19 protein-coding genes and 4 pseudogenes are annotated in these 21,437 nt (G+C 59.2%); 5 read left to right on the top strand and 18 right to left on the bottom strand.

All coding sequences use genetic code 11. The features are described from left to right. Positions 1–81: 81 nt before the first annotated feature. Positions 82–1,014: pseudogene (locus tag AC1DVH_RS08265) on the bottom strand (site-specific integrase); the annotation flags it as partial. Next, positions 1,004–1,732 (bottom strand): annotated as a pseudogene (locus AC1DVH_RS08260) (transposase); the annotation flags it as partial. The pseudogenes AC1DVH_RS08265 and AC1DVH_RS08260, both read right to left, overlap by 11 nt. A gap of 572 nt (positions 1,733–2,304) precedes the next feature. Between AC1DVH_RS08260 and AC1DVH_RS08255 the strand changes: the two are divergent. After that, a pseudogene (locus AC1DVH_RS08255) lies at positions 2,305–2,670 on the top strand (transposase); the annotation flags it as partial. Positions 2,671–2,707: 37 nt separating this feature from the next. Here AC1DVH_RS08255 and mobH read toward each other — a convergent pair. Further along, positions 2,708–4,426 carry a MobH family relaxase gene (gene mobH, locus AC1DVH_RS08250; RefSeq protein ID WP_477753369.1) on the bottom strand — a complete coding sequence of 573 codons (1,719 nt, stop codon included), beginning with the start codon at positions 4,424–4,426 and terminating at the stop codon, positions 2,708–2,710. Positions 4,427–4,649: 223 nt separating this feature from the next. Here mobH and AC1DVH_RS08245 point away from each other — a divergent pair, with 223 nt between their 5' ends. Then, a complete protein-coding gene (locus AC1DVH_RS08245; RefSeq protein WP_069557600.1) occupies positions 4,650–4,844 on the top strand; it encodes a DUF7740 domain-containing protein in 195 nt (64 codons plus the stop codon). A 119-nt stretch (positions 4,845–4,963) separates the two neighbouring features. Continuing rightward, positions 4,964–5,329, top strand: a complete 366-nt coding sequence (locus AC1DVH_RS08240; RefSeq protein ID WP_218497794.1) for a histone-like nucleoid-structuring protein, MvaT/MvaU family — start codon at positions 4,964–4,966, stop codon at positions 5,327–5,329. Positions 5,330–5,415: 86 nt separating this feature from the next. On the opposite strand, the gene AC1DVH_RS08235 is transcribed toward AC1DVH_RS08240, so the two are convergent. Next, the gene (locus AC1DVH_RS08235; protein WP_477753368.1) at positions 5,416–6,354 is read right to left on the bottom strand and encodes an ArdC family protein; all 939 of its coding nucleotides are present in this window, start codon (positions 6,352–6,354) and stop codon (positions 5,416–5,418) included. Positions 6,355–7,052: 698 nt separating this feature from the next. Beyond that, a pseudogene (locus tag AC1DVH_RS08230) lies at positions 7,053–7,426 on the bottom strand (DUF3085 domain-containing protein). 461 nt (positions 7,427–7,887) lie between these two features. On the opposite strand from AC1DVH_RS08230, the gene AC1DVH_RS08225 reads away from it, so the two are divergent. Then, positions 7,888–8,244, top strand: coding sequence for a hypothetical protein (locus tag AC1DVH_RS08225; protein WP_477753367.1), 357 nt, complete (start codon positions 7,888–7,890; stop codon positions 8,242–8,244). A 4-nt stretch (positions 8,245–8,248) separates the two neighbouring features. Here AC1DVH_RS08225 and AC1DVH_RS08220 read toward each other — a convergent pair whose 3' ends face one another. The 13 genes from AC1DVH_RS08220 to AC1DVH_RS08160 form a co-directional block, all read right to left on the bottom strand. Next, complete coding sequence (locus AC1DVH_RS08220; protein ID WP_477753366.1) at positions 8,249–9,787, bottom strand: conjugal transfer protein TraG N-terminal domain-containing protein; 1,539 nt, start codon at positions 9,785–9,787, stop codon at positions 8,249–8,251. Between the two features lie 9 nt (positions 9,788–9,796). Then, positions 9,797–10,102, bottom strand: coding sequence for a hypothetical protein (locus AC1DVH_RS08215; protein ID WP_477753365.1), 306 nt, complete (start codon positions 10,100–10,102; stop codon positions 9,797–9,799). Then, the gene (locus AC1DVH_RS08210; protein ID WP_477753364.1) at positions 10,099–11,454 is read right to left on the bottom strand and encodes an integrating conjugative element protein; all 1,356 of its coding nucleotides are present in this window, start codon (positions 11,452–11,454) and stop codon (positions 10,099–10,101) included. Before AC1DVH_RS08210 ends, AC1DVH_RS08215 begins: the two co-directional genes overlap by 4 nt. Continuing rightward, positions 11,454–12,431 carry a TIGR03756 family integrating conjugative element protein gene (locus tag AC1DVH_RS08205; RefSeq protein ID WP_477753363.1) on the bottom strand — a complete coding sequence of 326 codons (978 nt, stop codon included), beginning with the start codon at positions 12,429–12,431 and terminating at the stop codon, positions 11,454–11,456. The genes AC1DVH_RS08210 and AC1DVH_RS08205 overlap by 1 nt, the downstream gene beginning before the upstream one ends. Positions 12,432–12,655: 224 nt before the next feature. Then, entirely contained in the window at positions 12,656–15,397 is a 2,742-nt protein-coding gene (locus AC1DVH_RS08200) for a conjugative transfer ATPase (RefSeq protein ID WP_477753362.1), read from the bottom strand. Further along, positions 15,397–15,816, bottom strand: a complete 420-nt coding sequence (locus AC1DVH_RS08195) for a TIGR03751 family conjugal transfer lipoprotein (RefSeq protein WP_477753361.1) — start codon at positions 15,814–15,816, stop codon at positions 15,397–15,399. The genes AC1DVH_RS08200 and AC1DVH_RS08195 overlap by 1 nt, the downstream gene beginning before the upstream one ends. Further along, positions 15,779–17,287, bottom strand: a complete 1,509-nt coding sequence (locus AC1DVH_RS08190; RefSeq protein ID WP_477753360.1) for a TIGR03752 family integrating conjugative element protein — start codon at positions 17,285–17,287, stop codon at positions 15,779–15,781. The genes AC1DVH_RS08195 and AC1DVH_RS08190 overlap by 38 nt, the downstream gene beginning before the upstream one ends. After that, positions 17,277–18,083 (bottom strand): TIGR03749 family integrating conjugative element protein, encoded by an 807-nt coding sequence (locus AC1DVH_RS08185; RefSeq protein WP_223527621.1) that lies wholly within the window; start codon positions 18,081–18,083, stop codon positions 17,277–17,279. Before AC1DVH_RS08185 ends, AC1DVH_RS08190 begins: the two co-directional genes overlap by 11 nt. Further along, positions 18,083–18,721: a PFL_4703 family integrating conjugative element protein gene (locus AC1DVH_RS08180; RefSeq protein ID WP_150752604.1), complete on the bottom strand. Its 639-nt coding sequence runs from the start codon at positions 18,719–18,721 to the stop codon at positions 18,083–18,085. The genes AC1DVH_RS08185 and AC1DVH_RS08180 overlap by 1 nt, the downstream gene beginning before the upstream one ends. Beyond that, positions 18,718–19,119: a TIGR03750 family conjugal transfer protein gene (locus AC1DVH_RS08175; protein WP_477753359.1), complete on the bottom strand. Its 402-nt coding sequence runs from the start codon at positions 19,117–19,119 to the stop codon at positions 18,718–18,720. Before AC1DVH_RS08175 ends, AC1DVH_RS08180 begins: the two co-directional genes overlap by 4 nt. Before the next feature lie 7 nt (positions 19,120–19,126). Continuing rightward, positions 19,127–19,504, bottom strand: a complete 378-nt coding sequence (locus tag AC1DVH_RS08170) for a TIGR03745 family integrating conjugative element membrane protein (RefSeq protein WP_223527617.1) — start codon at positions 19,502–19,504, stop codon at positions 19,127–19,129. Positions 19,505–19,519: 15 nt separating this feature from the next. After that, on the bottom strand, positions 19,520–19,759 hold the full coding sequence (locus AC1DVH_RS08165) for a TIGR03758 family integrating conjugative element protein (protein WP_223527615.1): 240 nt from the start codon (positions 19,757–19,759) through the stop codon (positions 19,520–19,522). Further along, a complete protein-coding gene (locus AC1DVH_RS08160; RefSeq protein WP_477753358.1) occupies positions 19,746–20,081 on the bottom strand; it encodes an integrative conjugative element protein, RAQPRD family in 336 nt (111 codons plus the stop codon). Before AC1DVH_RS08160 ends, AC1DVH_RS08165 begins: the two co-directional genes overlap by 14 nt. A 538-nt stretch (positions 20,082–20,619) precedes the next feature. Here AC1DVH_RS08160 and AC1DVH_RS08155 point away from each other — a divergent pair. Beyond that, positions 20,620–21,437, top strand: an 818-nt coding sequence (locus AC1DVH_RS08155) for a hypothetical protein (protein ID WP_477753357.1), incomplete at its 3' end; no start/stop codon positions are given.

Raw genomic sequence — 21,437 nt, 5'->3', positions numbered from 1 at the left:
GTCATGAAGCCGAAATCAAGCTGAAGAACGTGCTCGGCGATGTTTGCGCAACTATGAGGACTTAACACTAAAGACGCTGACTTAAGACGGCGGTAAAGAGCCAGTCGCGGTATAAGCAGGAAAAGACATCATCGATTCTGCTGGCGGATGCTCGTAGGTCGAGGACAACACGGCGCTGAGTTGATCGCCCAACGGGTCCCAAGCGCGCGTCTTCTCTTCGGCATAGTCGTGATGCAGGTAGTGGCGCCTCACCCGCGAGCCGGCCAGCACATGATTTTGGCAACGATCGATGACATCCTGGCTGACACCTAAGGCTTGCATCATGGTCGCGCCCGTGCGGCGCAGGTCATGCGGTGTCCAGTCACCGTTCTGGCCGTCGGCAAGGACCAGGGTATCGTCGTGACGCCGCCTGGAGAGGGCCTTGCGGTTTTTGAACCGGGCCTGGCAATCACCGACCTGTTTGCTCACCACCTTTACGTCTACATGCCCATTATCCTGCTTGTTGGGAAAACACCACTGGGAGTCGCCCGTCAGGGTCTTGAGTTCCTGAAAAAAATGCAGGGCGAAGGGCGAGAGGAGGACATGGTGGCCCTGTTTCTTGCCGCGGGTGCCTTTGATGTTTTCACTAGGGAGGAACCAGGTCTGTCGGTCCAGATCGACATTTTTCCATTCGGCCTGCAGCAACTCGCCAATTCGGCACAAGGTGCCCAGGCTAATCCAGAGCGCGAGTTGAATTTCTTTTTTTAACGGCCGAATGCCGTCGTATTTTTGGCCGGCGGGGAGGGCGATGTAATCGGCGGTCATTTGCTGGAAGCGATTGTGCAATTCCAATAGCTCCGCCGGTGAAAGGATCCTGCTTCTTTCGGCCTCGTAGTCGGCCGGAATCAGGGGGGAGATGTCGACCAGTTCCGTCGGGTCGCTCTCGACCAATAAGGCCCGCCAAGGTTAGCGCTTTCTGGCCCAACTGAACATCTGGGTGAGGTCGGCGAAGAAACTGATGGCTTCCCGTGCCGCGAGTCATCTTGGAACAGGCGTCTGGATCGGTCAGTGAGACCTGCTGATCCGGCGATTCGTTGAGCTGAGTTTCGATGACCTGAAGCTCTTTCATTTGAGCCTTCAGCTTTGCGATTTTTTCTTCCAGCCGCACGGCCCTAGGCTCAGACGATGTGGATTCTTGCTGATCGCGAGTATCGAGCGCGGTCAGGTAACGGTTGATGCTCGATTCAATTTCTTCCATTCACCGCTTCAGTTTGGCGCTGGTGAAATTGCGGTCGCGGTTGTTGACGGCCTTGAATTTACTGCCGTCGATGGCGACCAGATTTTCTCCGAAAAGTCCCAACTGCTGACAGAGCACAACGAACTGGCGGCAGACACCTCGGATGGCCTTGCTGTTGTCTTTTCGGAAGTTGGCGATAGTCTTGAAATCTGGCATCAAACGCCCGGTCAGCCACATCAGCTCGATGTTGCGACGGGCTTCTCGTTCAAGGCGTCGGCTCGACGGAATGCGGTTGAGATAGCCGTAGATGTAGATCTTCAGCAAGATTGCGGGGTGGTAAGCAGGTCGACCAGTATCGGCTGGAACGACGCCTTCAAAACCCAGATTGACTAGGTCGAGTTCGTCGACGAAAACGTCGACTACGCGCACCGGATTTGTGTCACTGACGTAGTCGTCAAGGCTTTCGGGAAGCAAGTTGCTTTGTCCGCGATGCTCACCTTGAATGAAACGTTTTATGGGCAATCCTGCATTAACACTTTGGGCAATCATAGCAATGTTAGCCGGGTCTTCACGTACTCTGACGTAAGCACGATATGCTACTGAATTTGGAGTTGAAGGGCTTACCCATGGAAGTAATTTCAGCGCACCGATTTTGTGAAAATCACCGCACCCAAATTGAAGCAAGTGATCGTTGTGGCTGTTTTTACTGCTTAAGTGTGTTTTCGCCCGTAGAAATCACAGAGTGGGTCGACCTGGATACCCCCCGCTTTGTGTCCGAAGTGTGGGATTGACTCGGTCATCGGATCAGCATCCAACGTGCCGGTTAACCCACAGTTTCTTTCGAAAATGAACGAGCACTGGTTCTAAACGATCCCATCATTCGATGGCTTCCGTTCTGTTTGGCATCTACACAGAGCGTGGTTTGAACCAGTGCCGTACGTTGCTGCTGATCGACTACGTTTTTACACACTCTGGACCGATAGCTGCCTGCCACGACTGGCTGAAACCGCCCGATTCTGTTGAAAAAGTAGCTCCCCTGTCTGGCCTGCGGCAAAATCTCTGCATTGGCCAGCAGGGAAGCACGCAGCATGATGGGACAGTTATCGAGTGGGCAGGAGCGGCTGTTTTACTCGTTCAACCTTGAAGAGCACATTCCCGCCAATCACCTTCTGCGCAGCATTGATCAGTGTCTCGACCTGAACGAGCTGCGCCATTACCTCGCCGATTTCTACAGCCCGATTGGGCGTCCGTCGATTGATCCTGAACTGATGATCCGCATGCTGATCGTCGGCTATTGCTACGGCATTCGCTCCGAGCGGCGGTTGTGCGAAGAGGCCCATTTGAACCTGGCGTATCGCTGGTTCTGCCGGTTGAGCCTTGAAGATGAAGTCCCCAACCACTCGACCTTTTCCAAGAATCGACATGGCCGTTTTCGGGACAGTGATCTGTTTCGCTGGCACTCCACGCGCGCATGGGGCTGCCCTTGCGATGCTAATAAGTAAGATTGAGGAAAGGATTGTCAGTAGGGACAGGGCTCAGAAGAGTTTCAGCATTTTGCAACATGTAGCCATTGAGGGAAGCCCTCCGGCGGGGGCCCTGCACTGTGCAAGTCCATATGTTCTGCCCGTTTGGTCGTTTGAGATGTACGCCTAAGTGCTCAAAGTGACGTTGAGTGCGCCGCCAAGCATCGGTCTTGTCGTCCCCTGCAGATAGCTCAGGGTGCTCCGAAGCGTAGAGCTGGAAAATGCCGGGTGTGACCAGGTAGAACGTGCCGTCGACTGTGTGAATCTTTGCCTTACAGTCGTTGACGAGCAGACGATGGCTTTGGATCCCCTCGCGTAGCCAGTCGACAAAGGCCAGCCCTGGTGCCTCGCGGGGTGAAGCAGTTGAGGATTTCAGTCCTTGAGCGCTCGATTCATCCTCGTGCTCAACCGTCTCTTGCAACATATCCATCAAGTCATCGAGATAGTCGAAGTCATGGTTCGGAGGTAAGGGCTCTGGCGTTTCCTTGGCCGAAGTTGCTTGTGGCCGATCCAAGGCCGACTCGATAGCTTCACCGCTCGGCACGGTATTGTCAGCAACGAGCTCAACTGTTCCTTCAAAGCATCGGGGCCGGCTTTCATCGGCCCAGATCAGGCTCGGTTGGAGACGCAAGAATGTGAAGCGATGCTGCCATCCTTCGTCTGACACGGTTGCGCTCCATACCGCTTTGCCTTCTGGCGTGGTGTCTACCAACCCGTGGGATTGCAGTTCATCGAACATGGCAATGTTGGAGGAGGGGATGCCATTTACTGCCTGGGCCAGGAGGTAAGCGCGAAGTTTGTCAGTTGCGGTCTTGCTGACTAGCCACAGATGATTTTCGGTGAGCCAGCCAGCAGCCCCGGGCTGATTGAGTTTGAACTCGTTCTTGACCAGATGGCGTAAGCCAGTCAGYAGGTGATGCTGAAGCGACCGAGTGGGCGCCTGTAGTGCCTTGGTGGGATTGGCTCCGATGTTCTGCGCGGTAGATACCCGATCAGCTTGCAGCACCAGCTCCCCCAGCGTCGCGGCGTATTCATAGTGGTTGGCCAGCAACGACAGCAGGTTGCCCCATAGAGTTGGGTAACCGCTGAGCCAGTCGAGCAGGCGCGGCGTCAGTATTTGGGTGTAGAGCAGCCCAGCGGCCGCAGCATGTAGCTGGTAGTCGCGCCCTGTCACGTAGCGGAAGCGGTAGGGCTTGTTCAGGGGGCCGTGCCACGGATGCCAGAGCTCACCATTTTGGTACTCCACCTGCAGGTCGACGGCAATCTTGCCGATGTCATGGAGCAGGGCGCCATAGGCGATGGCGGCGCTCCAGGCGTCGGTCTGCGCGGCCTGGTCTTCGGGCGCGGCGCCGCTGGGTAGCAGGTACGACTGGCGCAGTTTCAGGCTGCAGGCCATCAGCTCCAAACCGTGGTCCAGCATGCCTCCCGGATAGGCATGATGATGGCTTTCGCTGGCAGGTAGTTGCTGTACATACTTGGCGTAGCGGTGGATTGGATCGAGATAGAGCTGATCGAACTGAGGTTGGGAAAGGGCGGTGTATTGGCAGATGCGCTCGAGCAGCCGCTTCCGGTGATCGGCGGCAAGGAGCGATTCTGATGACTCAGGCAAGAAGTAACCTTCGGCGACAAGTGCTGGCGCGGGGCTGGCGGCGTTGCCTTTTTCATGTTTGAGCCACCAGCGCATCATCGCAATACCTGCTTTGTACCTGGGAGGTCCTTTTGCCTTTTCGGATAAGCCTCTTACCCTTGCAATCCCTTCCATTGGCGCCGTTATCCTTTACTGTCTTTGTCCTTTTCGCGAACGCGAAAATCCGAAGGCGGGAGCGTCGAGTTAGTCGGTCGATCAGGATAGCCGGTCCCTTTTACAGGGGGTAAACTGGCCGGCATCATTTTTCGGAGCAGGGGCGCTGATGACGCTTACCGATGCAGTGTTGATCGTGCTGCTGGTCGACCGGATTCATGGAACTGACGTTGCCATTCGCTCAGCTGCGAAGCGCTGCGCGAAAAAGCTGCCACGTGGTCAGCGCGATATTTTGTTCAAAATTGGGAATAGCCCTGCACCTCGGCAACTTGTGGGCCACCTGTGCCAATACTTGGCAGAGTGAAAAGTCAGGCAGATCTGTTAAAGCTGGACACCAGACGAGCCGCAGTGAGGATCAAAACCTCGGCTAAAGTGCGGGTCTCAGATACTATTCCCACACTTGTCTCATACTAGGAAGAGCCCATGTCTAAGCTTGCCGAATTCAAAGCGCTGGAAGCGCAGCTGGCCGCGCAACTTCAACAGCTGGATGCGATGAAAAACGATTCCGGGCTGAAGCAGGAAATCGAGTTTGAACAAAAACTTAAGGCCTTGCTGGAAGAGTACGGCATGAACCTGCGGCAGGTGATCACCATTCTTGATCCGTCCAAAGGGGTGAGCGTAAGTACCGCCGGCGCCTCCAGCAGCGTCCAGCGCAAGCCTCGTGAGATCAAGCGCTACAAAAACCCGCACAGCGGTGAGGTCGTGGAAACCAAGGGCGGCAACCACAAAGTCCTCAAACAGTGGAAGCAGGAGCACGGCTCCGACACCGTCGAGAGCTGGTTGCAGTAATCAGTCGTCCAGTTATAGCGGCGGATGACCGGCGTTGCAGGCAAAACAAAGGCCCCAGATGGGGCCTTTTTGATGCTTGAGTGAAGTCACGCCGTTAACCGTTCAGTCGTTTCAGTGGCCTGATCGGACTGCAGCGCCAGTAGGTACTCGGAGGCTTCACGTGCCTGGCCGCTGGCGCGGAAGATCGCACGCTTATCCTCCTTGAGTATCTTCAGCCAGGACGCCAGGTACTCCTCGTGACGTAACTCACCCTGGGTACCGGTCAGCGCACAGAGAAACGCTGCGCCCATTTCCGCTACCAGTTCCTCGAAGGCGTACGCCGCGGAACCAAACGCGTGCCCGCCAGTGATGCCGTCGCGGTTGAGGCGCGAGTGGTGACCCGACCAGTGCGTCAGCTCATGAAGGGCCGTTGCGTAGTAGCTGCCGACGTCCTCGAACTGTGCCTTGGTAGGCAGTTGGATGAGATCCCGCACCGGCTGATAGAACGCGTGATCGCCGTAGCGATGCTCAATCCGCGCCCCACTGGCGACCAGTAGTTGCTCGGCAGGGGCATGATCGACGAAGGCTGGCTGGTCGTCACGCTCATCGTGTTTTTGCTCTTCGGCAGGCAAGTCTTCGGTCTGCTCGATGTTGAACAGGCAGTGCATCCGCAGGAGCGCGAACTGCACCATTTTGATGTTGCCCTGTTCATCACGAACTATCTGCCCGTCTTCGTCGTGCGCCTCCTTGCTCATCGGTTTGTACAGCACCGCGAGGGTTGATTGCTCCCCCTTGCGAACATGGCCACCGGCTTTGCGCGCCTGGTTGAACGTGAGCCAGCGATCCTGGCGGAAACCACGCAGGCGCGCCTCGGCCCACAAGAGCGGAATGTTGATGCCAGCGTAGGGCCGCCGGGTGATGGCGTTGATGGGGAAAGGGGAGTCTGCACTCGAGCTGGTGGTTGTCCAAGGTTTGATCCAAGGGATAACTCCTTGACTCAGGGCGCTGACAATCTTGTTGGTAACGTCTAGGTAGATATCGGACATGACGTTCTCCGGTTGTGAAGTGGGAACGCTGCCCGGCCGGGAAGGGTTCCCGGTGGGGTAGAGGGGCAGTGGATGTGCTGACGGGTCAGATGGCCGCGATGTCTACAGCGATCTCACTTGGCAGACGGATGAGCAGAAAAGCTGGGCCACTGCGAGGTGTGATGCGAGCCAGCTGTAACAGCGTTGAGTGTTCGACTGCTGATGAGTCGTCGCTCTGTGGATGATCGAACCGCAGCTCGATTGGACACTGCAAGGTGCGAGGCGCTGAAGTCAGGGCGCTGTTGAGCAGGGCTACCAAGCGCTGTGCTGAGTGTCCAACGGGGTCGTTGCCTGGGGCAGGTTCAATGACATGTCGCCATACACCTGGGCTCAGCACAACGGCAGTGGAGAAGAGCTTCTTCCTGGACATTGGAACCTCCGGGTAGCAGATCCCGCGACACTTCAGCTGAGATGCTGGTGTAGATTTTATCGCTACAAATAACGCAGCGAGCAGGGAGTCTCCATGCATTAAAACGCGTTCGACCGTAGGGTCAATCTACAATCCAGACGTCTACAAGCGCAGCATTCCATCGCATTCCAGGTAAGAGTATCGACCTCAAGTTCCAGATAAGCGGTGATCTCCAATCGGTTAGGAAGTGCCGTGAAAGATGTTCCAGAAAGGCTCGGATAGGGAGCCCCTCTGGAAATTTGACTGACTCTCATCGGTGTTTAGGATTTGCCGTCGGGGCAACCTCGATGGCTAGGTACAGGTGGGTGGACGTTGCCTCCACCACCAGCGACCTGCTGTCCCGCGAAGACTTGCCAGGATCGGATCGTCGATGTCGAAGTACTCGGCAAAATCATCGCCACCCAATTCATCTCGTGCGCGATTCCACCAGGAATCGAAGTCGTCGACGTCTGGGTTGCAACCGGTGGCGTAGGCCACGCATTTGCGGCCGCCTCCATCCGGTTTGTTCTCGCCGGTCTCGGCCATAAGGTAGACACCATGGTCCTTGACCAATATCACTCTGCAGCCATTTGTACGGGCTTCGGCCAACACGGCGTGTAGTTCAGATCCTGTAAAACGCAGCATGATGAGATCCTCCAGAAGGTGCGGAGGAATGCCTCCCGTGCGGGAGAATTCCCTGCACTGGAATGGATTGAGAAGGGTTGCATCGAAGAGCAGGCTTGGTGAACCTGGGGATTGGAAGGCGTTCATCATCGCAGGAGCGATGATCGTGCGAGCTGCCGAACGCGAATCGCATTTGGGGACAACCATCACCAAGGTGACGTAGCCTCGAAGGTTATGGCTACCTAGGGTGCTGGAAACCAGCAATTGCACAGTCGGTTTATCAAGCGAATCGACGTAGCGTCAATGGTGTTTTTAGTTTGAATGAGCTGTTTCGATCCATGCAGCCCCACTGACGATTATTAGCGCCGTCCAGGCGATCAACGGTCATGGGCACTAGAGAAAGAGGAGTAAGCTAAGGCTTGGATCCAAATTCTTGGTGGTTACTTGTCCACGAGTGCAGAAAAGGAAAGGGAGGCACTCAAATGACTACTCCAGCTTCTTCTACTTCCTGCCGTACCCCATTCGGCAAGCCTTTAGTTCGTGCTGCAGTTCGTGCGGGTCGCCTGGTGAGTCAACTCGAAGCGAGAATTTTGCATTCCCGTATTTTCGCTTCCGTGCCCTTTAAGTATCGGCAAATCGGCTTTCAGAGTCTCAAGGTAATACTCGTGCTTGCCGCTGTATCAGTTGCGATTCTCTTGGCGATCGGAATGATTGCTTTATGGACCATTGCGGCTCTGCCCATTATTGCTGATAAGCAACCTCGTATTCACGAAGTGAGCCACCCCCAACATCAACTCAAGTATCCCGAGCTATACGACGATAATGGGGCGCTCAGGTAGCAGGCTATTTTAATCTCCGGGCTCCAGATATGAGCTGAGAGGAGCCCTTCTCTGCTTGGACCTGAGCAGCTTCTGTTCCTCGAGTGAGGAGAGTCTGGACACCACTGCCCACGTTGTACCCCGCCCAGCTCATCGCGCCGAGAAAGAACATCGGCAGTACCAAAAACATCGCGCCCATGACGTACTCGATCACTTGTGCGGTCACCGTCCCATCCATGAAACCAGCGGTCGGCAACGACAAGAGCGTCTGGTCCGTGGCAGATACCTGGTTGTACAGCGTCTCCAGCATACTTGAGTCGATCCAGCGTGCGAGCTCCCACCAGAACGTCAGCATGTGCAGGGTAAACAGTGCGAACGTGACGGTCATGAGTGCCTTGAGCTGGTAGGTGCTGATCAGCAATACCAGCGGCAGGCTGATGATCGTGCCCATGATCAGAAAGGCCTGGACCATCGGTAGTGCGGCGCGCAATGCATTCATCGCCGGGAAATTGCTGAACGAACCCAGGGCCAGCCCGGTGTTCGTCGCCAGGTTGTTGAGTCCTTGCGTCAGTGATCCGCCCCGGGCGCTGCTGCCGTAATCCTGGAATACCTGTCCTGGTGCCATGCTCAACGATTGCTGTCGCGGGCTCACCAATTCGCGAAGGGTGGCGTCTTCGATCTCGGTAGTCGTACGCCCGGTCAACCAGCTTCGCAGGCGCGAAATCAGCGACGGATCGACCTCGGCGACCAAACGATCACGCAGCCCGACCGTTGCATCGCTCCACCATTCCTTGCAGGTGGGAAAGCCCGCGCCGTTATCGAGCTGGGGCAGGGAGGCATCCCGGGTCTCGTCGTACGGCCAATCAACCCTGGGCGTTCGCGAGCGATCGGTGTCGTAGTAACCCGGCGTGTTAAGCATGTACGTCGAGCCAATCCAGGACGCGTCATAGCTCTGCGACTCGTCCAGTTCGGGGCGTTTGGTGAACAGCCGCGAGCGCGAGAAGCCGTAACAATCCCGGGTAAAATCGGCGACTTCCTGCAGCAGCACCTGGTCGTTGATACGCGAGGTGTCGATCTCCATGCGCATCGCACGGATGTCGGGCGCGCACGGAATCGACGCGGTAGCGGCCGCCGTGATGCCTTTGCTCATGGCATGCACGAGGAACCACCACACCGGCACATTCGCTGATTTCTCGCCGATGGTGTTGAAGGTTGTGCCCCAGGCCGTTTCGGTGGGCTTGGTCATGGAAATACCACAGCGTTGGCTCGCCRTATCGTCGAAGGTCACGGAGGACAGGTTCAGCGGAAAAAAAGGCATGCAGCCAAACAGGATGACCACGTAACTCATCCACAGCCGGTTCTCGACGCGAGGGATCGACAGCAAGCCCTTGTTGCCCTCGTCAGCGCCTTGTTGGCGAGCGGACAGCCATTCCTGCAGGATGATCGCACCAAAGGGCGCGGCGAACAGCCCAGTGTCTGCCAGTGTGTTCCAGATGCCGTTGTTGATGATCCAGGCCAACAGCGACAGGTAGTACTCGAGGTAGCTGTTGGTGCTCATGCTCATGATTGCACCTCACACGCGAAACAGTTCGACCAGGATGATTGAGCTGAAGCCGATCAGTCCCAGGGGTTTGAGCCGTTGCTGGTCTGCAGGCGCCGGCCGCAAGCGCAACGCCGCGGTCCAGCCTGCGAGGATCAGGGCATACAGCAGGGCACGCCAGGAGGCGAGGTAGGGCGTAGCGGTGCGCGCCTGCCCGAACCAATCAAGCTGGGCACCTGTCAGCTGCAGTGCCATCCAGGCAATCAGGAGCATCAAGGCCATGGCGCTGAGGATTAGCAGCACATGGGCAAGAGTGGACTTCACAGTAAACAGCTTCATGGTGTGCTCCTCCCCTGGTCCGCACGGTGCAGTCGGTCCGACTCCGGATCGCGTTGATCGATGCTCCGGGAGGCGTCGGCGCCTCCGGCGTGGCGATCGAGGACCAGGCTGGCGGTGTTGGTGGCCAGCGACTGGCGTACCTGCAGCTCCGTTTGCAGCAGGCGTATCTCACGCTCCAGCATTTCGACGTTACCGTTGAGGGCGTGGGTGGCGGGCTGCGCCGACGCGACATTAGGTTCATGACTGCCGGCCAGGAATGTGCGCTGCAGCAGCATCGCCTTGTAGATCACGCTCGACAGCGCGGTCTCGCTGGCCAGGCGCCGGGCCAGCAGGTTCTGGTCGGGATCGTCGCGCAGGCCCTCGATGACGCCGCGGGACACCTGCAGCAAGGGACTGGAGACTTTGCCAAGGTTCTCCGGCGTGGGTTGCTCGGCGCCCGACAACATTCGTTGCAGACCCTTGAGGTGTTCTGTGTAGGTTTCCTGGATCAGCGGCGAGAGGCCTGCCCCGGCGGTAACGCGCAGCGTCTCGCAGTCATCGCAGGTTGCCACCTCGGTTTCACCAAGCACGCGGGTGGCCCATGCGGAGGCCTCTTCGGGGCTCGACCAGGCCTGGCAAATGGCACCATTCTGGCAACCGGAACCGACGGCCGATGCGTCCTCGACCGTTCGGTTGTGCAGTAGGTTGTAGCCTGCCTTAACGACGTCCGAGGTCACCCGTATGGGTTCCTGACCGTTACCCCCCGCTTTCTGCCCACCGACCCAGCTGACACCGTTGTTGCCGTTGTTCGATTCGGTATCCTTCACCGCCACCACGGCATCACCGTCGGACTGCTCGAGGTTTTTCTGCATCTCCTGGTTCTGCGCCAGTGCGCCCCAACCGGCCTGGTCCACCTTGTCGGCCATTTTGGCCGCCATCGCCTGGCAGGTGAGCTTTGAGCGGTCAAAGTCGATGCGCCCCTGCAGTACGCCGTTGCTCAGCAGCTCATACAGACCGGGATTGGCGCGCTGAATGATCATCGCCGGCAGAGACATCACGGCCTGTGTGGCATTCTCGATCACATTGCCCATGATCTGCTGGAAGCCTTGGGTGGCGCCATTGAGCTGATTCTGCAGAGTATTGGAGAGGTTCATGTTTCCGCACATCATGTTCGCGCGCCAGGACATGCCCACGCCAAGGCCATTGGGGCGGTAGAGCGAGGAGGGGGACCCCGTCGCCGATCCGCCGCCAATGGTGTACATCACGCGGTCATCCAGGACCTGGGCCTGGTCACCAAGGTGGTAGCCGTTTTCTGCGGCATAGCCGACGGCACTTACGAGGGCGCACACCAACCCGAGCGAGAGGGTATTCATCATTGGCCTCCATCAAAGTCGATGCTGAACAGGAAGGTCTGGCCCATCCGCTGGCAGCAGTGGTAAGGGCGCCAAAGCGACCAGGCATAGGCGCCGTCGGCGCTCTGGATCGTCGGGCTGGGGAAGATGGTGCAGGTGGTCTGGATCACCGGGGCGAGCAATTGCCAGCGGTGGTTGTTGATGTTGTTCTCCATCACCGGCTGCGGCGGCCAATAGCCGGGAGATGGCATCGGCTGCAGCGGCAGGTAGACATGCGGCTGGCCGACGCGCGTGATGAAGTCGCTGGCACGCTGGGCCATGACGGCGGATGCTTTGAAGTCGTCAGGCTGCACCAGAAATCCGTGCCGCGGATAGACACTGCCCCACATGTTCCCAAGTGCCTGGCTGCCAATCTCGCGCATGCCCGGAATGAGCGCTTGTGGGTAGATGGATTCGGGAACGGCCTGACGCCAGGCCAGCGGGTCGAGCGTGCTGAGGTAGTATGGCGCAAGGGGAGTCGCCCCACTTGGGCACGCATAGCCGAAGCCATGCGCAAAGGCTGTCAACGCCGAACCGCCGGGATGCCCGATGCCGTCGACATTCTTGAACCGGGGCAGATTATCGCGCTGCTTCGAAGGCGTGATCAGGTTGCCACCCCCTTGTGACGCCGGTGTGGGCATCGACAGTGCGGACACCTCGCCCCAGGGATTGCCGCCTGTGTCGGAATAGCTCGATACCACCAACTCGGGAATAAAGTGGCGGACCTTGGGCGAGGTCTTCACCGTGCAGCCAAACGGTGTACAGAGCAGCCAGAAGCAGATCCCGACGACCCGGTACTCCAGGCACTGCAGCGAAGTGACGGAGGCGATGATGGTGGGGGTAGTCAGTGCCGCGCACTGCTCGACCGCGACGAGCAGTGCAGCCGCGGTGAAGGCTCGGCCACGGCCAATCTTCCTGGACTTTGGCGATCTGCAGCGGGTGGTGGCGGTCACGATCATGGGCAGCGCTCGACATGTGGCAGCGGTGTGCATCCGTGCGCCAAGCTTCAGCATCCAGGATCCGACCGAATAGGACGGCGGACAAACCGAGGCCGGAGTGATCGGTTTTGTCAGTCACCGGGTTGAGGGCCGCAAATTCTGCAAAATCACCGAAGGAGTACAAATGTACTCATGCCGATTTTTGTTGATTGAAAGTCTTTTGAAAGTCGCCGGCGCTCGGGTGTTCACGACATGCCGCGTAACCGATCGATCTCCGCCGCGACCTGGAGGGCGGCGTCCAGCTCGGACTGTTGGTGCTGTTCCATCAGTCGCCAGCGCTGAGCTTTTTCCTCGGGCTCGGTCATGGCTAGGGCGAGGTACAGGCTCGGCGGCACCGCGCGAAACAACGTCTCCAGGTTCTTCGACAGGACCACGCCCTCGGTGTATTTGCCCGAGGCCTTGCTCGCGGAAAGCAGTAGGGCCTTCTGAGCGGATGTGAGCTTTTTAAAGCGGGCAATCTCTTCAATTTCTGCCGGTGGCATGTTCAGACAGATCCACCACTCGATCATGTTGAGCATGGTCTGGGCTGCATCGGGGAAGTCGGCCAGGTTCTGCGTTGCCATCCAGAACCACGCGCCGAGTTTGCGCCACATCTTGGTGCCCTTGACCACAAACGGCGCCAGCAGCGGGTTCTTGGTGATGATGTGGCCTTCGTCGGTGACCATGATGATCGGACGACCGAGGTACTGATCGCGTTCGGCGAGGTTGTTCACCGTGTTCATCAGGCTGATGTAACTGATCGACATCTGCGCCTCGTAGCCCTCACGGGCATAGGTGGCGAGGTCGACGATCGTCACATCGCTTTCTGGCCAGGGTGTGCCTGGCCGGTCGAAGAGGGCACCCTCGAAGCCTTGGCAGAACAGGTCGATGGACTCGGCCATCTCCTGCGCCCGCTCGCGACGCTTGTCGGGCAGATGGGCGTCGCTGGCGACCTGGCGCAGTGCATCGCGAATGTGGCGTGTCATGACCTGCTGCTCGGTGGCCGCGCAGTGTCTGGCGGCATCCAAGATGCACTCGCGGATCAGGCTGCGGTCTGCCCGGGTCAGCCGCGCCTCTTCCTTGGCTTCGCCGCCGGTGATCATCAGGCGGGCAGTGATTTCCAGCTCGCCCAGCACGTCGCGTTGCTCATCACTGTCCGTCACGGTTTCATCCAGGTCCTCGGTCGACAGGCTGGCCACCTGATCGGGCTGTTCGATCAGACGGCGAGCATCGGCGAAAGGCGCCAAGCTCAAGCCACTGCCGGGTTTGAGCTGAACCTTGTTGACGGACAGCCCAAGGGTGGCGAAGTAGTCGCCCTGCAAACCGAAGGAATTACCCGCTTCGACAATGAACAGCCGCGGTCGATACACGGCCATGACCTGCATCAATATCGAAACCAAGGTGGCCGACTTGCCGGCGCCGGTCGGACCGAACAACAGCAGGTGGCCATTCATGGAGCGGTCGAAACGCGACAGCGGGTCGAACGACAAGGGCGCACCACCACGGTTGAAAAAAGTGAGGCCCGGATTGCCGGTGCCGATGCTGCGCCCCCAGAGGGGCAGCAGGTTGGCGACATGCTGGGCAAACAGCAGGCGGGTGTACCAGTTCCGCGTGTCTCGAGCCGGGTTGTAGACCATCGGCAACCAGCGCAGGTAGCTGTTGCACGCCGCGACTTCGTCACCTTCACGCACCGGCTGCAGGCCAGCGCCGAGCAGCACGTTGGCGGCCTGGGTCGAACGCTGGCGCAATTGCTGTTCATCGGCACCGCGCAGGTACAGCGCCAAGGTGCCGCGGTACAGCTTGTGCTGGCGGCCGATCAGCGCGCGGGCCTCTTCCACGTCCTGGCGGGTTTGGGTCGAGGCGAGGTTCTCGCCGATGGCTTTGCGCGCCAATCGGTTGAGCTGCTCCTCGAGCACATCCTGAGGCGTGATTACCAAGGTCAAACACATGACGGCCTGCTCGGGTAACTGATCGAACAAGGCGTTCAAGGCCTCGCCCTTACGCGTTTCGCCGGTCAGCTGACCGATATGGGGCGGCTTGCGCAGCTTGTCGACCACCATCACCGTGTGCGGTTGCTGATCGAAATACCACAGGCCCTGGTCGCTATCCGAGCGTGGCTCCTGAAAGAACAGTCGCTCGGCAAAATTGTGGTCGAACGGCAGCGGCAGTCCATCGCCGTCATCCTCCTCGGGGTAGGGCACTTGACGATAAAACGCTGCGGGTGATTCGCCGGTGAGGGCAGGGGCCGGGTTGAACCAGGGCAACAACCAAGTGTAGAAGTCGCGCCCGGTCAGACGCCGCGGGCTGACCCCGCAGGCCTGCAACGAGGCGACCAGACGGTCACACGTCCGGCTCAACAGCTGAGCCGGGCTCTGCGTATCGTCGTCACCTTGATCCCCCAGCCAGCGATAGACCACTAGCCGAATCCGCCGATTGCTGCCGCGCCAGGGCAGGTGAGACACGATATGGTCGTCGAACAGTCCGCCCGGTTTGGCGATGGCGTCGAGGTGACGTTGCATCGACGCGAGGAAAGCCTCGGTGAACGGCGTGCCTTGTGCCCGTGGCGCGACATAGCGCTCCAGGCGTTCGAGGTACGGGGAAAAGTCACTGTCGTCCTGGCAGAAGAACTGCACCACCCAGGGCGTCTGGTCGAGCTCGTCGAAGCTGTCCTGCAGTGCGTCTTCCAGGGCGTCGCGCGCCGCCATCAGCCACTCGGGCTCACGGCCCTCAGTGCCGATCGGCTGCAGCTCAAACACGGCGCCCACCGAGCGATTGTCGTCGAGGAGAAAACACTGCTCGTCCTCAAGGTATTCGACCCAGGGCAAGTGGTCGGTGAAACTGGGATTGTGTGCGTACTGGGCCGCCTCATCGGCAAGGGTGGCGCGCCGACGTTGCGCCGCGCGCCAGGGTTTCCAGCGCGGCAGCTCGCGATTCGCGTCATCGACCATCACAGATCTTCCAGTCGCTCRCCGGGCAGCGCGTACTGGACCTTCTCGTACAGCGGGAACACGGTCGAGTAGCCAGGCACCGGCGTCTGCTGGGTGCCGGCCAGGTGCGGATAGACATACATCACCAGGTCGGGGTTGGGCAGGCGCGGGAACTGGTTGCGGATCTCGTTGGCGGCCGTGCGGGTGTAAGCACTCTGATCGCTGATCAGCCGCTCCGGATCGAGCATCGGCCTGCGCAGTTCGCCGCGGACCTCCTGCAACTGTTGCTGAGTGCCAACCGAGTCACTGTTGTTCCAGATGTCCAGCATGGTTTGATCGCCATGAGGCAGCATTTCATCTTTGCTGGTGGAGCAACCGGCCAAGTGCAGGCTGAGCAGCAGGCTAATCCAGATCCAGTACCGAAACGGATGGGCTTTCATGATTCACTCTCCGGCCTTTGGGTTCGTAATCGATGCTGATTTCATGGTCCAGGTGCAAGGCCACCTTGGCCCCGGGTGGGACGTAGATGGCCGCGAAGGCTTCACCGTAGAGCTTGTTGATCCATTCACGGATGTCGCCAATGCCACCACTGATGACCGAGTTCAACGCGCTGTTGCCGCTGTTCTGGGTCAGGCCCAGGTTGCCGCTGGCCGAGTTGATGAATGAGGTGTTGGTCTGCTCACTGCCCAGGGCCGCGGCGAAGCCGGCACCGGCCGCAGTGATCAGGCTTTGGCTCCCCAGGTACTGCTGGGCATTGGAGCGGCGTTCGCCGGAAATACAGGGAATGCCGTAGGGGTCGGAGATGTACCCTAAGCCGCCCCGGATCTTCTCGGTGCCCGAGGTCTGGGCGCTGCTGCGATTACGGCTGACGACTTTTTGCGGCTGCGGCACCGTGCGAACGGTGCCGTCGCTGAAGACAAAGGTGATCGACTCGACCTGGCCGCGCACGCAAGACAACGTCCAGTCGCCCGCGGCAGTGCCACTCATGACCGCGCCAACCACGTCGGGCAGGTCGATGCCGTTGGCGGTGAGGTTGTCCGGCCCCACCAGCACCTTGAACGGATAGGGGTCGTTCACCGTGCCATCCACCGGTACCCGGCCAATCAAGGCGCTCATGGCGATGGAGCCCATCAGCGTGGAGTTTTCGGGAATGGTGTAGACGGGCCTGGCCCCTTCAGTGCGATCCTGGTCGTTTTCCAGGTCGCGCTCGCCCTTGGTAACGGCACGTAAGTGGTCCTGCCCACGGTCGATCGCGTTGTTGTCCAGACCGTGCAGGTCCTTGAATTTCGACGTGAGTGTCGACAGCGGCCCACCGGATTTCGTGGCATCCTCTTGCCTGGCGCGCGCATTTGACGGTTCGATCCACTGCACCGCGTCAGCCGATGCTTGCGCGTCTGAAAATTGCTGCTCGTCACCTGGCTCGAGACCAAAGCCCGCGGGCAAATCCGACTTTGCTGCGGGCTTGCCGGTGAGCTGGTCCTTGAGCCTGGACAGCAGCCCCTGGGTCTCGCGGTGCTGCTGCTCGGCCTTCTGCCGGGCATCATTGGCCTGCTGGCGCTGTTCGCTGACCTGCTGGGTGACGCTGCTCAACGTGCTCTGGATGCGGCTGTCGATATTGCCTTCACGCGTGCGCAGCCGGGTGTTCTCGCTCTGCAGGCCATCGTTACCCTTCTTCAACGACAGCATCTCGTTGCGCATCGCCTTGACCTGTCCAATCAGCGTGGCCACGGTGTCGCGCGGGGTGTCGCCCGCGATGCCGAGAGCCTTTGCCTGTTCCGGACTGAGCGTTGCCTTGTCGGGATCATGAGCGGGCTGGCCAGTGGGTACGGCCACCCAGGATTTGCCGATGATCAGTACGATCCCCAGCAGGACGCCGGGCACCAGCCATTTCAGCAGGCTGTTAGCTTTCATGATCGGCAGCCTCCGGTGCTGGCGGGGGCAGTAGCAGCGCGTGCTTCAGGTCGCCGCCGCGAGTGACGAGGTAGGCCACGGTGGTGTCTTCAGGCGTGCCGGCACGGCCGAGGTCTGCGTGCTGGAACGTCGCGGCGTACAACGTGGCCTGCAGATGACGCGGGTCCAGCGAGACCTTGCCGGGGCCCCGGTTCACGATCTTTACCGCTGTCACCCAATAGTCGCCCAGCCTCCAGGCGGCGAGCGCCTTGATCGATACGCGCTCGGTGGGCAGCAACGTGTTGAATGCAGTGGCGTCAATCAGCGGCATCCGGCGGACACCGGGCAGTGGCGTCACGGTTCGCAGTGGTGCATAGAGGTTCTGCGCCGCATAGCGGGTGAGCACCACCGGAACCGGCGTCGCGGCAGGTGCTGCGTCCTTCGCGGGTTCCACGTCCGGCGCCTGAGCCTGGGCCACGATTTTGACCGGCTCCAGCGCCACGCTGCCGTCGAGCGCTTCGATGTCGATCAGTATGATGTCCCCGGACTTCACCGACTGCAGCTGCAGTCGCGTAGGGGGAAGGGCTTCCGCGGCGCGCAGGTACACGGTTCCGCCCACGGACTGCACGCGCAGCTTGCTGGCGATTGCACTCGGCAACCCGACGCGGACATCTTCATCCAGCATCAGGATGCGTTCCTGGCCAACGGTGAGCGGGACGGCCAGYGGCAGGCGGTCCCAGTATTTGATCTCGACGGCGCCTGCGGTTGAGCACCAACCGGCAACCGACACCAGGATCAGAATCAAGACACGCATCATCACGCACCTCCGGGCAGTGTCAACTTTTGCGGTGTGCCTTCGTAGCAGTCCAGGGCCAGGCCCCACTTGTTGTGCTCAGGGTCGACATCGAAACGCACCACGCGCAGCGGATAACGCACCACCACTCTTTTCACCGGCTCGGCGGCGTAGTACTCGTCGGCATTGAGGTCGAGCTTGACCAGCCAGCTGCGTGCATCCAGCTGCTTTACCCGCAAATTGGGATCGTCGCTGTAGCCACGGCCCAGCACTTCGTACACACCGCGCACCCGGCCTCGTAGCTCGCCCGCCGCCTTGCGGTACTCGAAATCGCCGTCGAAGAAGGTTTTGCACGCCGGGGTGAGGTAGGGTTGCAGGGCGAAGATGGCGCGGTGGTAATCAGCCTCACCATCGGAGGGCCAACGGTTGAGTTGACCGAAGATGTACAGGGCGAAGGCATAGATGTTTTCGGGCGGCACATCCCACCATTTTCGCGTGCTCCCGGAGCGCAGATCGGGTGGCACGTGGACGGTCAGTTCAGACGGGGCCGACTGCCAGCCGTACCAGAGCCCGGCGCACAGCACTGCCAGGATCGCCACAGCTAGGCGCAGGCTGAGGATATGCGCCTGCTGCGCATCTACCTTATTACGGAAGCGGCTCATGCGGCGGTCCTCACATGCCGACGCGTACGTCGGACGGTCCACGGACCGGAGTGCAGGATCAACTGGTTGGTGMCGATGCCCCAGTGCACCGCCAACTGCCACTGCAGGCGCCGGTACAGCCAGGTTTCKGGGCGGGCGCGCTTCGCCCGGCGCAGCAGCTTGCCGCCGCCGAGCAGCACCAACGCCATGCACAGGAACATGCAGGTGGGGAGGGTGGCGATGGAGGCGGTCGCTACCGCCAGCGGCGCACCGAGGATCAAGCCCAGCGTGGCGCCGACCATCAGCGCGACCCACATTTCGTCGTTGGTGAGGCCACGGAGGACGGCCGGGTCACGGTTGAGGCGCTCCGGCAGGAAGGTCAACGTGCCGTCAGGCAGGGTTGGAGGGGTATCGGACATGATGACCTCACAAAATCGTGGCGGCTTTGGTCAAGAACCACAGGATCACCACTACCAGCAGTGCGCCGACACCGACTACGGCGCCGAGGTCCTTCCAGGTTTTGCGCTGGTTCTGTACGTCGGCGTAGACGGTGAGCGAATGCCAGGCCACGCCCAGGAACGCAAGGGTGGCGATCAGCAGCCCGAGCAGGATGCCGCCGTCGTAGGCGTAGTTCTTGATGGTGTCGATCAGTCCCGAACCTTCGCCGCGGGAAGGCGCTTCCATGGTCGGTAGATCAGCCCAGACCAGGGTCGAGCTCAGCAGAACTAGACCGCCGAGCAGGGCCTTCAAACAGGTTTCCCGCAGAAAAGCGAGCGAGCGGTGACAGCGACGGGAGAGGTTCATGGCAAATCTCCTGGTTTACGACAGCATGAAAAACATCAGCACGATCAGGGTGAGGGCAAGGCGCAGCGTGCTGCCGCCGAGCGACCCGAAGTTGATATTGCCGGCCGCCCAACCGCGGTAGCCGGTCCACAAGGCCCAGGCGCACCAGAGCAGTGCCAGCATCAGAACCGAGGAGCGCCACAACACCGAACTGAGCTGCGGGGTAAACCCGGAAACGGCGGAGAACGCGGCGAGTTGGGCGTCAGTCATGCTCATCGGAAGGGCTCACCTGAGGTGCCTCAGCGCGATAATTACCGATCAGCTCGACCAGGTCGGCCGGCTGCGCCCGTGAGGGCGAAAGGTAATTTTTGATGCCGTGCCGCACGCGTTCGAGGTCCGCTGCGACCCTGGGGTAGTCGAAGTGATAGCGAGCCCCATCGGCATCAGGCTGACTACTGCGCGCGCGTTCTGCCAACTGTTCGATGACAGTGATCTGCCGCTGCATGAGGCCAAGGTCCGAGCGCTCGCGAACGTCTTGAGCAGCGACGCTGAGCGGTACCAAGCAGGCAAGTAGCAGCGAATGAATTGAAGGTGTCATGGGGAAATCCAGCCGAGAATCTGGCATTCACCCTGATGTCTCAGGTAGGTTTTGGCATGAACTAAAGGGATCTTCGGGCCTTCACTTTAGAAAAACCAAGCAAAGGATCGGTATCGTCGTATTCCAGGAACACCTGTGATGTTCAAGCCTTGCGCTTAGAGGGGTGCGATTTATATCTTCATTGGATACGAAATATTGGACTTAGCTAGCACTATGTTCGTTGGTTTAGCGGTGAAGCCAGGAGCGTAACGGCCGGCTTTCCTTCAAATGCAGCAATCGCTCCACCTGAGACAGGCTTTGAGCGGCTAGAGCTTCATTTGGTGATGATGAGTGGTGCTCAACTGAAAAAATCCTGCCAGAAAATTGCTCGCCCTCTACGCTCACTGACCGCAACGGTGGAAAGCAGCTATCGGCCGATTCATTTGAAAAAAGTGATCAGATCGCCTCAAAAAGTGGCACATTGCTATTGAAGTCGTGTTCTCGAACCCTCACTTGGTGGAGGACACCTTAATACTCGGTCAGGGATTAGAGCGATAAAATGCCTACAGCCTTATCAGCATCGTCAAACAGCATCACACCGCCGGCCGCAACCAATTTTAGCGACCAGGAGCTGGCCACTTGGTTGGAAGGATGCCTTGCTCAAAAGCATCGCGTCGCTTATGTCACTGCAGGGTACGTCTGCAAATTCGTTGATCTCGATGAAGCGAGTCTCACCTTGCACCCCGCGGATCCGGGAGCAAAAGCCAAAGCAAATCTAAAAAAGCTAGCTACCAAGAACTTACTTTCCACTGTGGACATGAGCCAGGCGGCACTAACTGATGCCCTCACCGTTGACAGCGCTTGGGCATTTATACCAGTGCAAAGTAAACCCCAAGTGGATCATTTCATCGCGACCCGCGATGGGATGCTCGGTAGAACCACTGGAAGGGGGCAAGATATCTCCGAAAGAACGGCGCAAAAGGTTTGGGCTGATGCAGGCGCAAGATGCATGTTCGAAGGCTGTGCGCATGACCTGTCAGAGATTGCCCTTTGGACCAGCGCTGCACGAGTCGGGTATTTGGCACACATCGTTGCATCGGACCCTGAAGGCCCTCGGGGTAGTCAGGCTGATTCTCACCGACTCTCCAATGTTGTCGAAAACATCATGTTGATGTGTGATGAGCACCATCGTCTGATTGATTCTTTTGCACCTCAGTTCTACACCGCAGAAATCCTGAACGACATGCGCAAATCCCACCGGGATATCGTACACAACTATTTGAATTCATTGGCATTCCAGCGTACAAAAGCGGTGACTCTGCACGCGAATCTGGCGAACGTACCGACCTACTTTCACGACTCCGAATTGATTGAAGC

Source organism: Pseudomonas sp. P4_C3 (genome assembly GCF_056402075.1).
The sequence above is the reverse complement of the archived record's forward strand: the minus strand, read 5'-3'. Positions and strand labels throughout refer to the sequence as shown.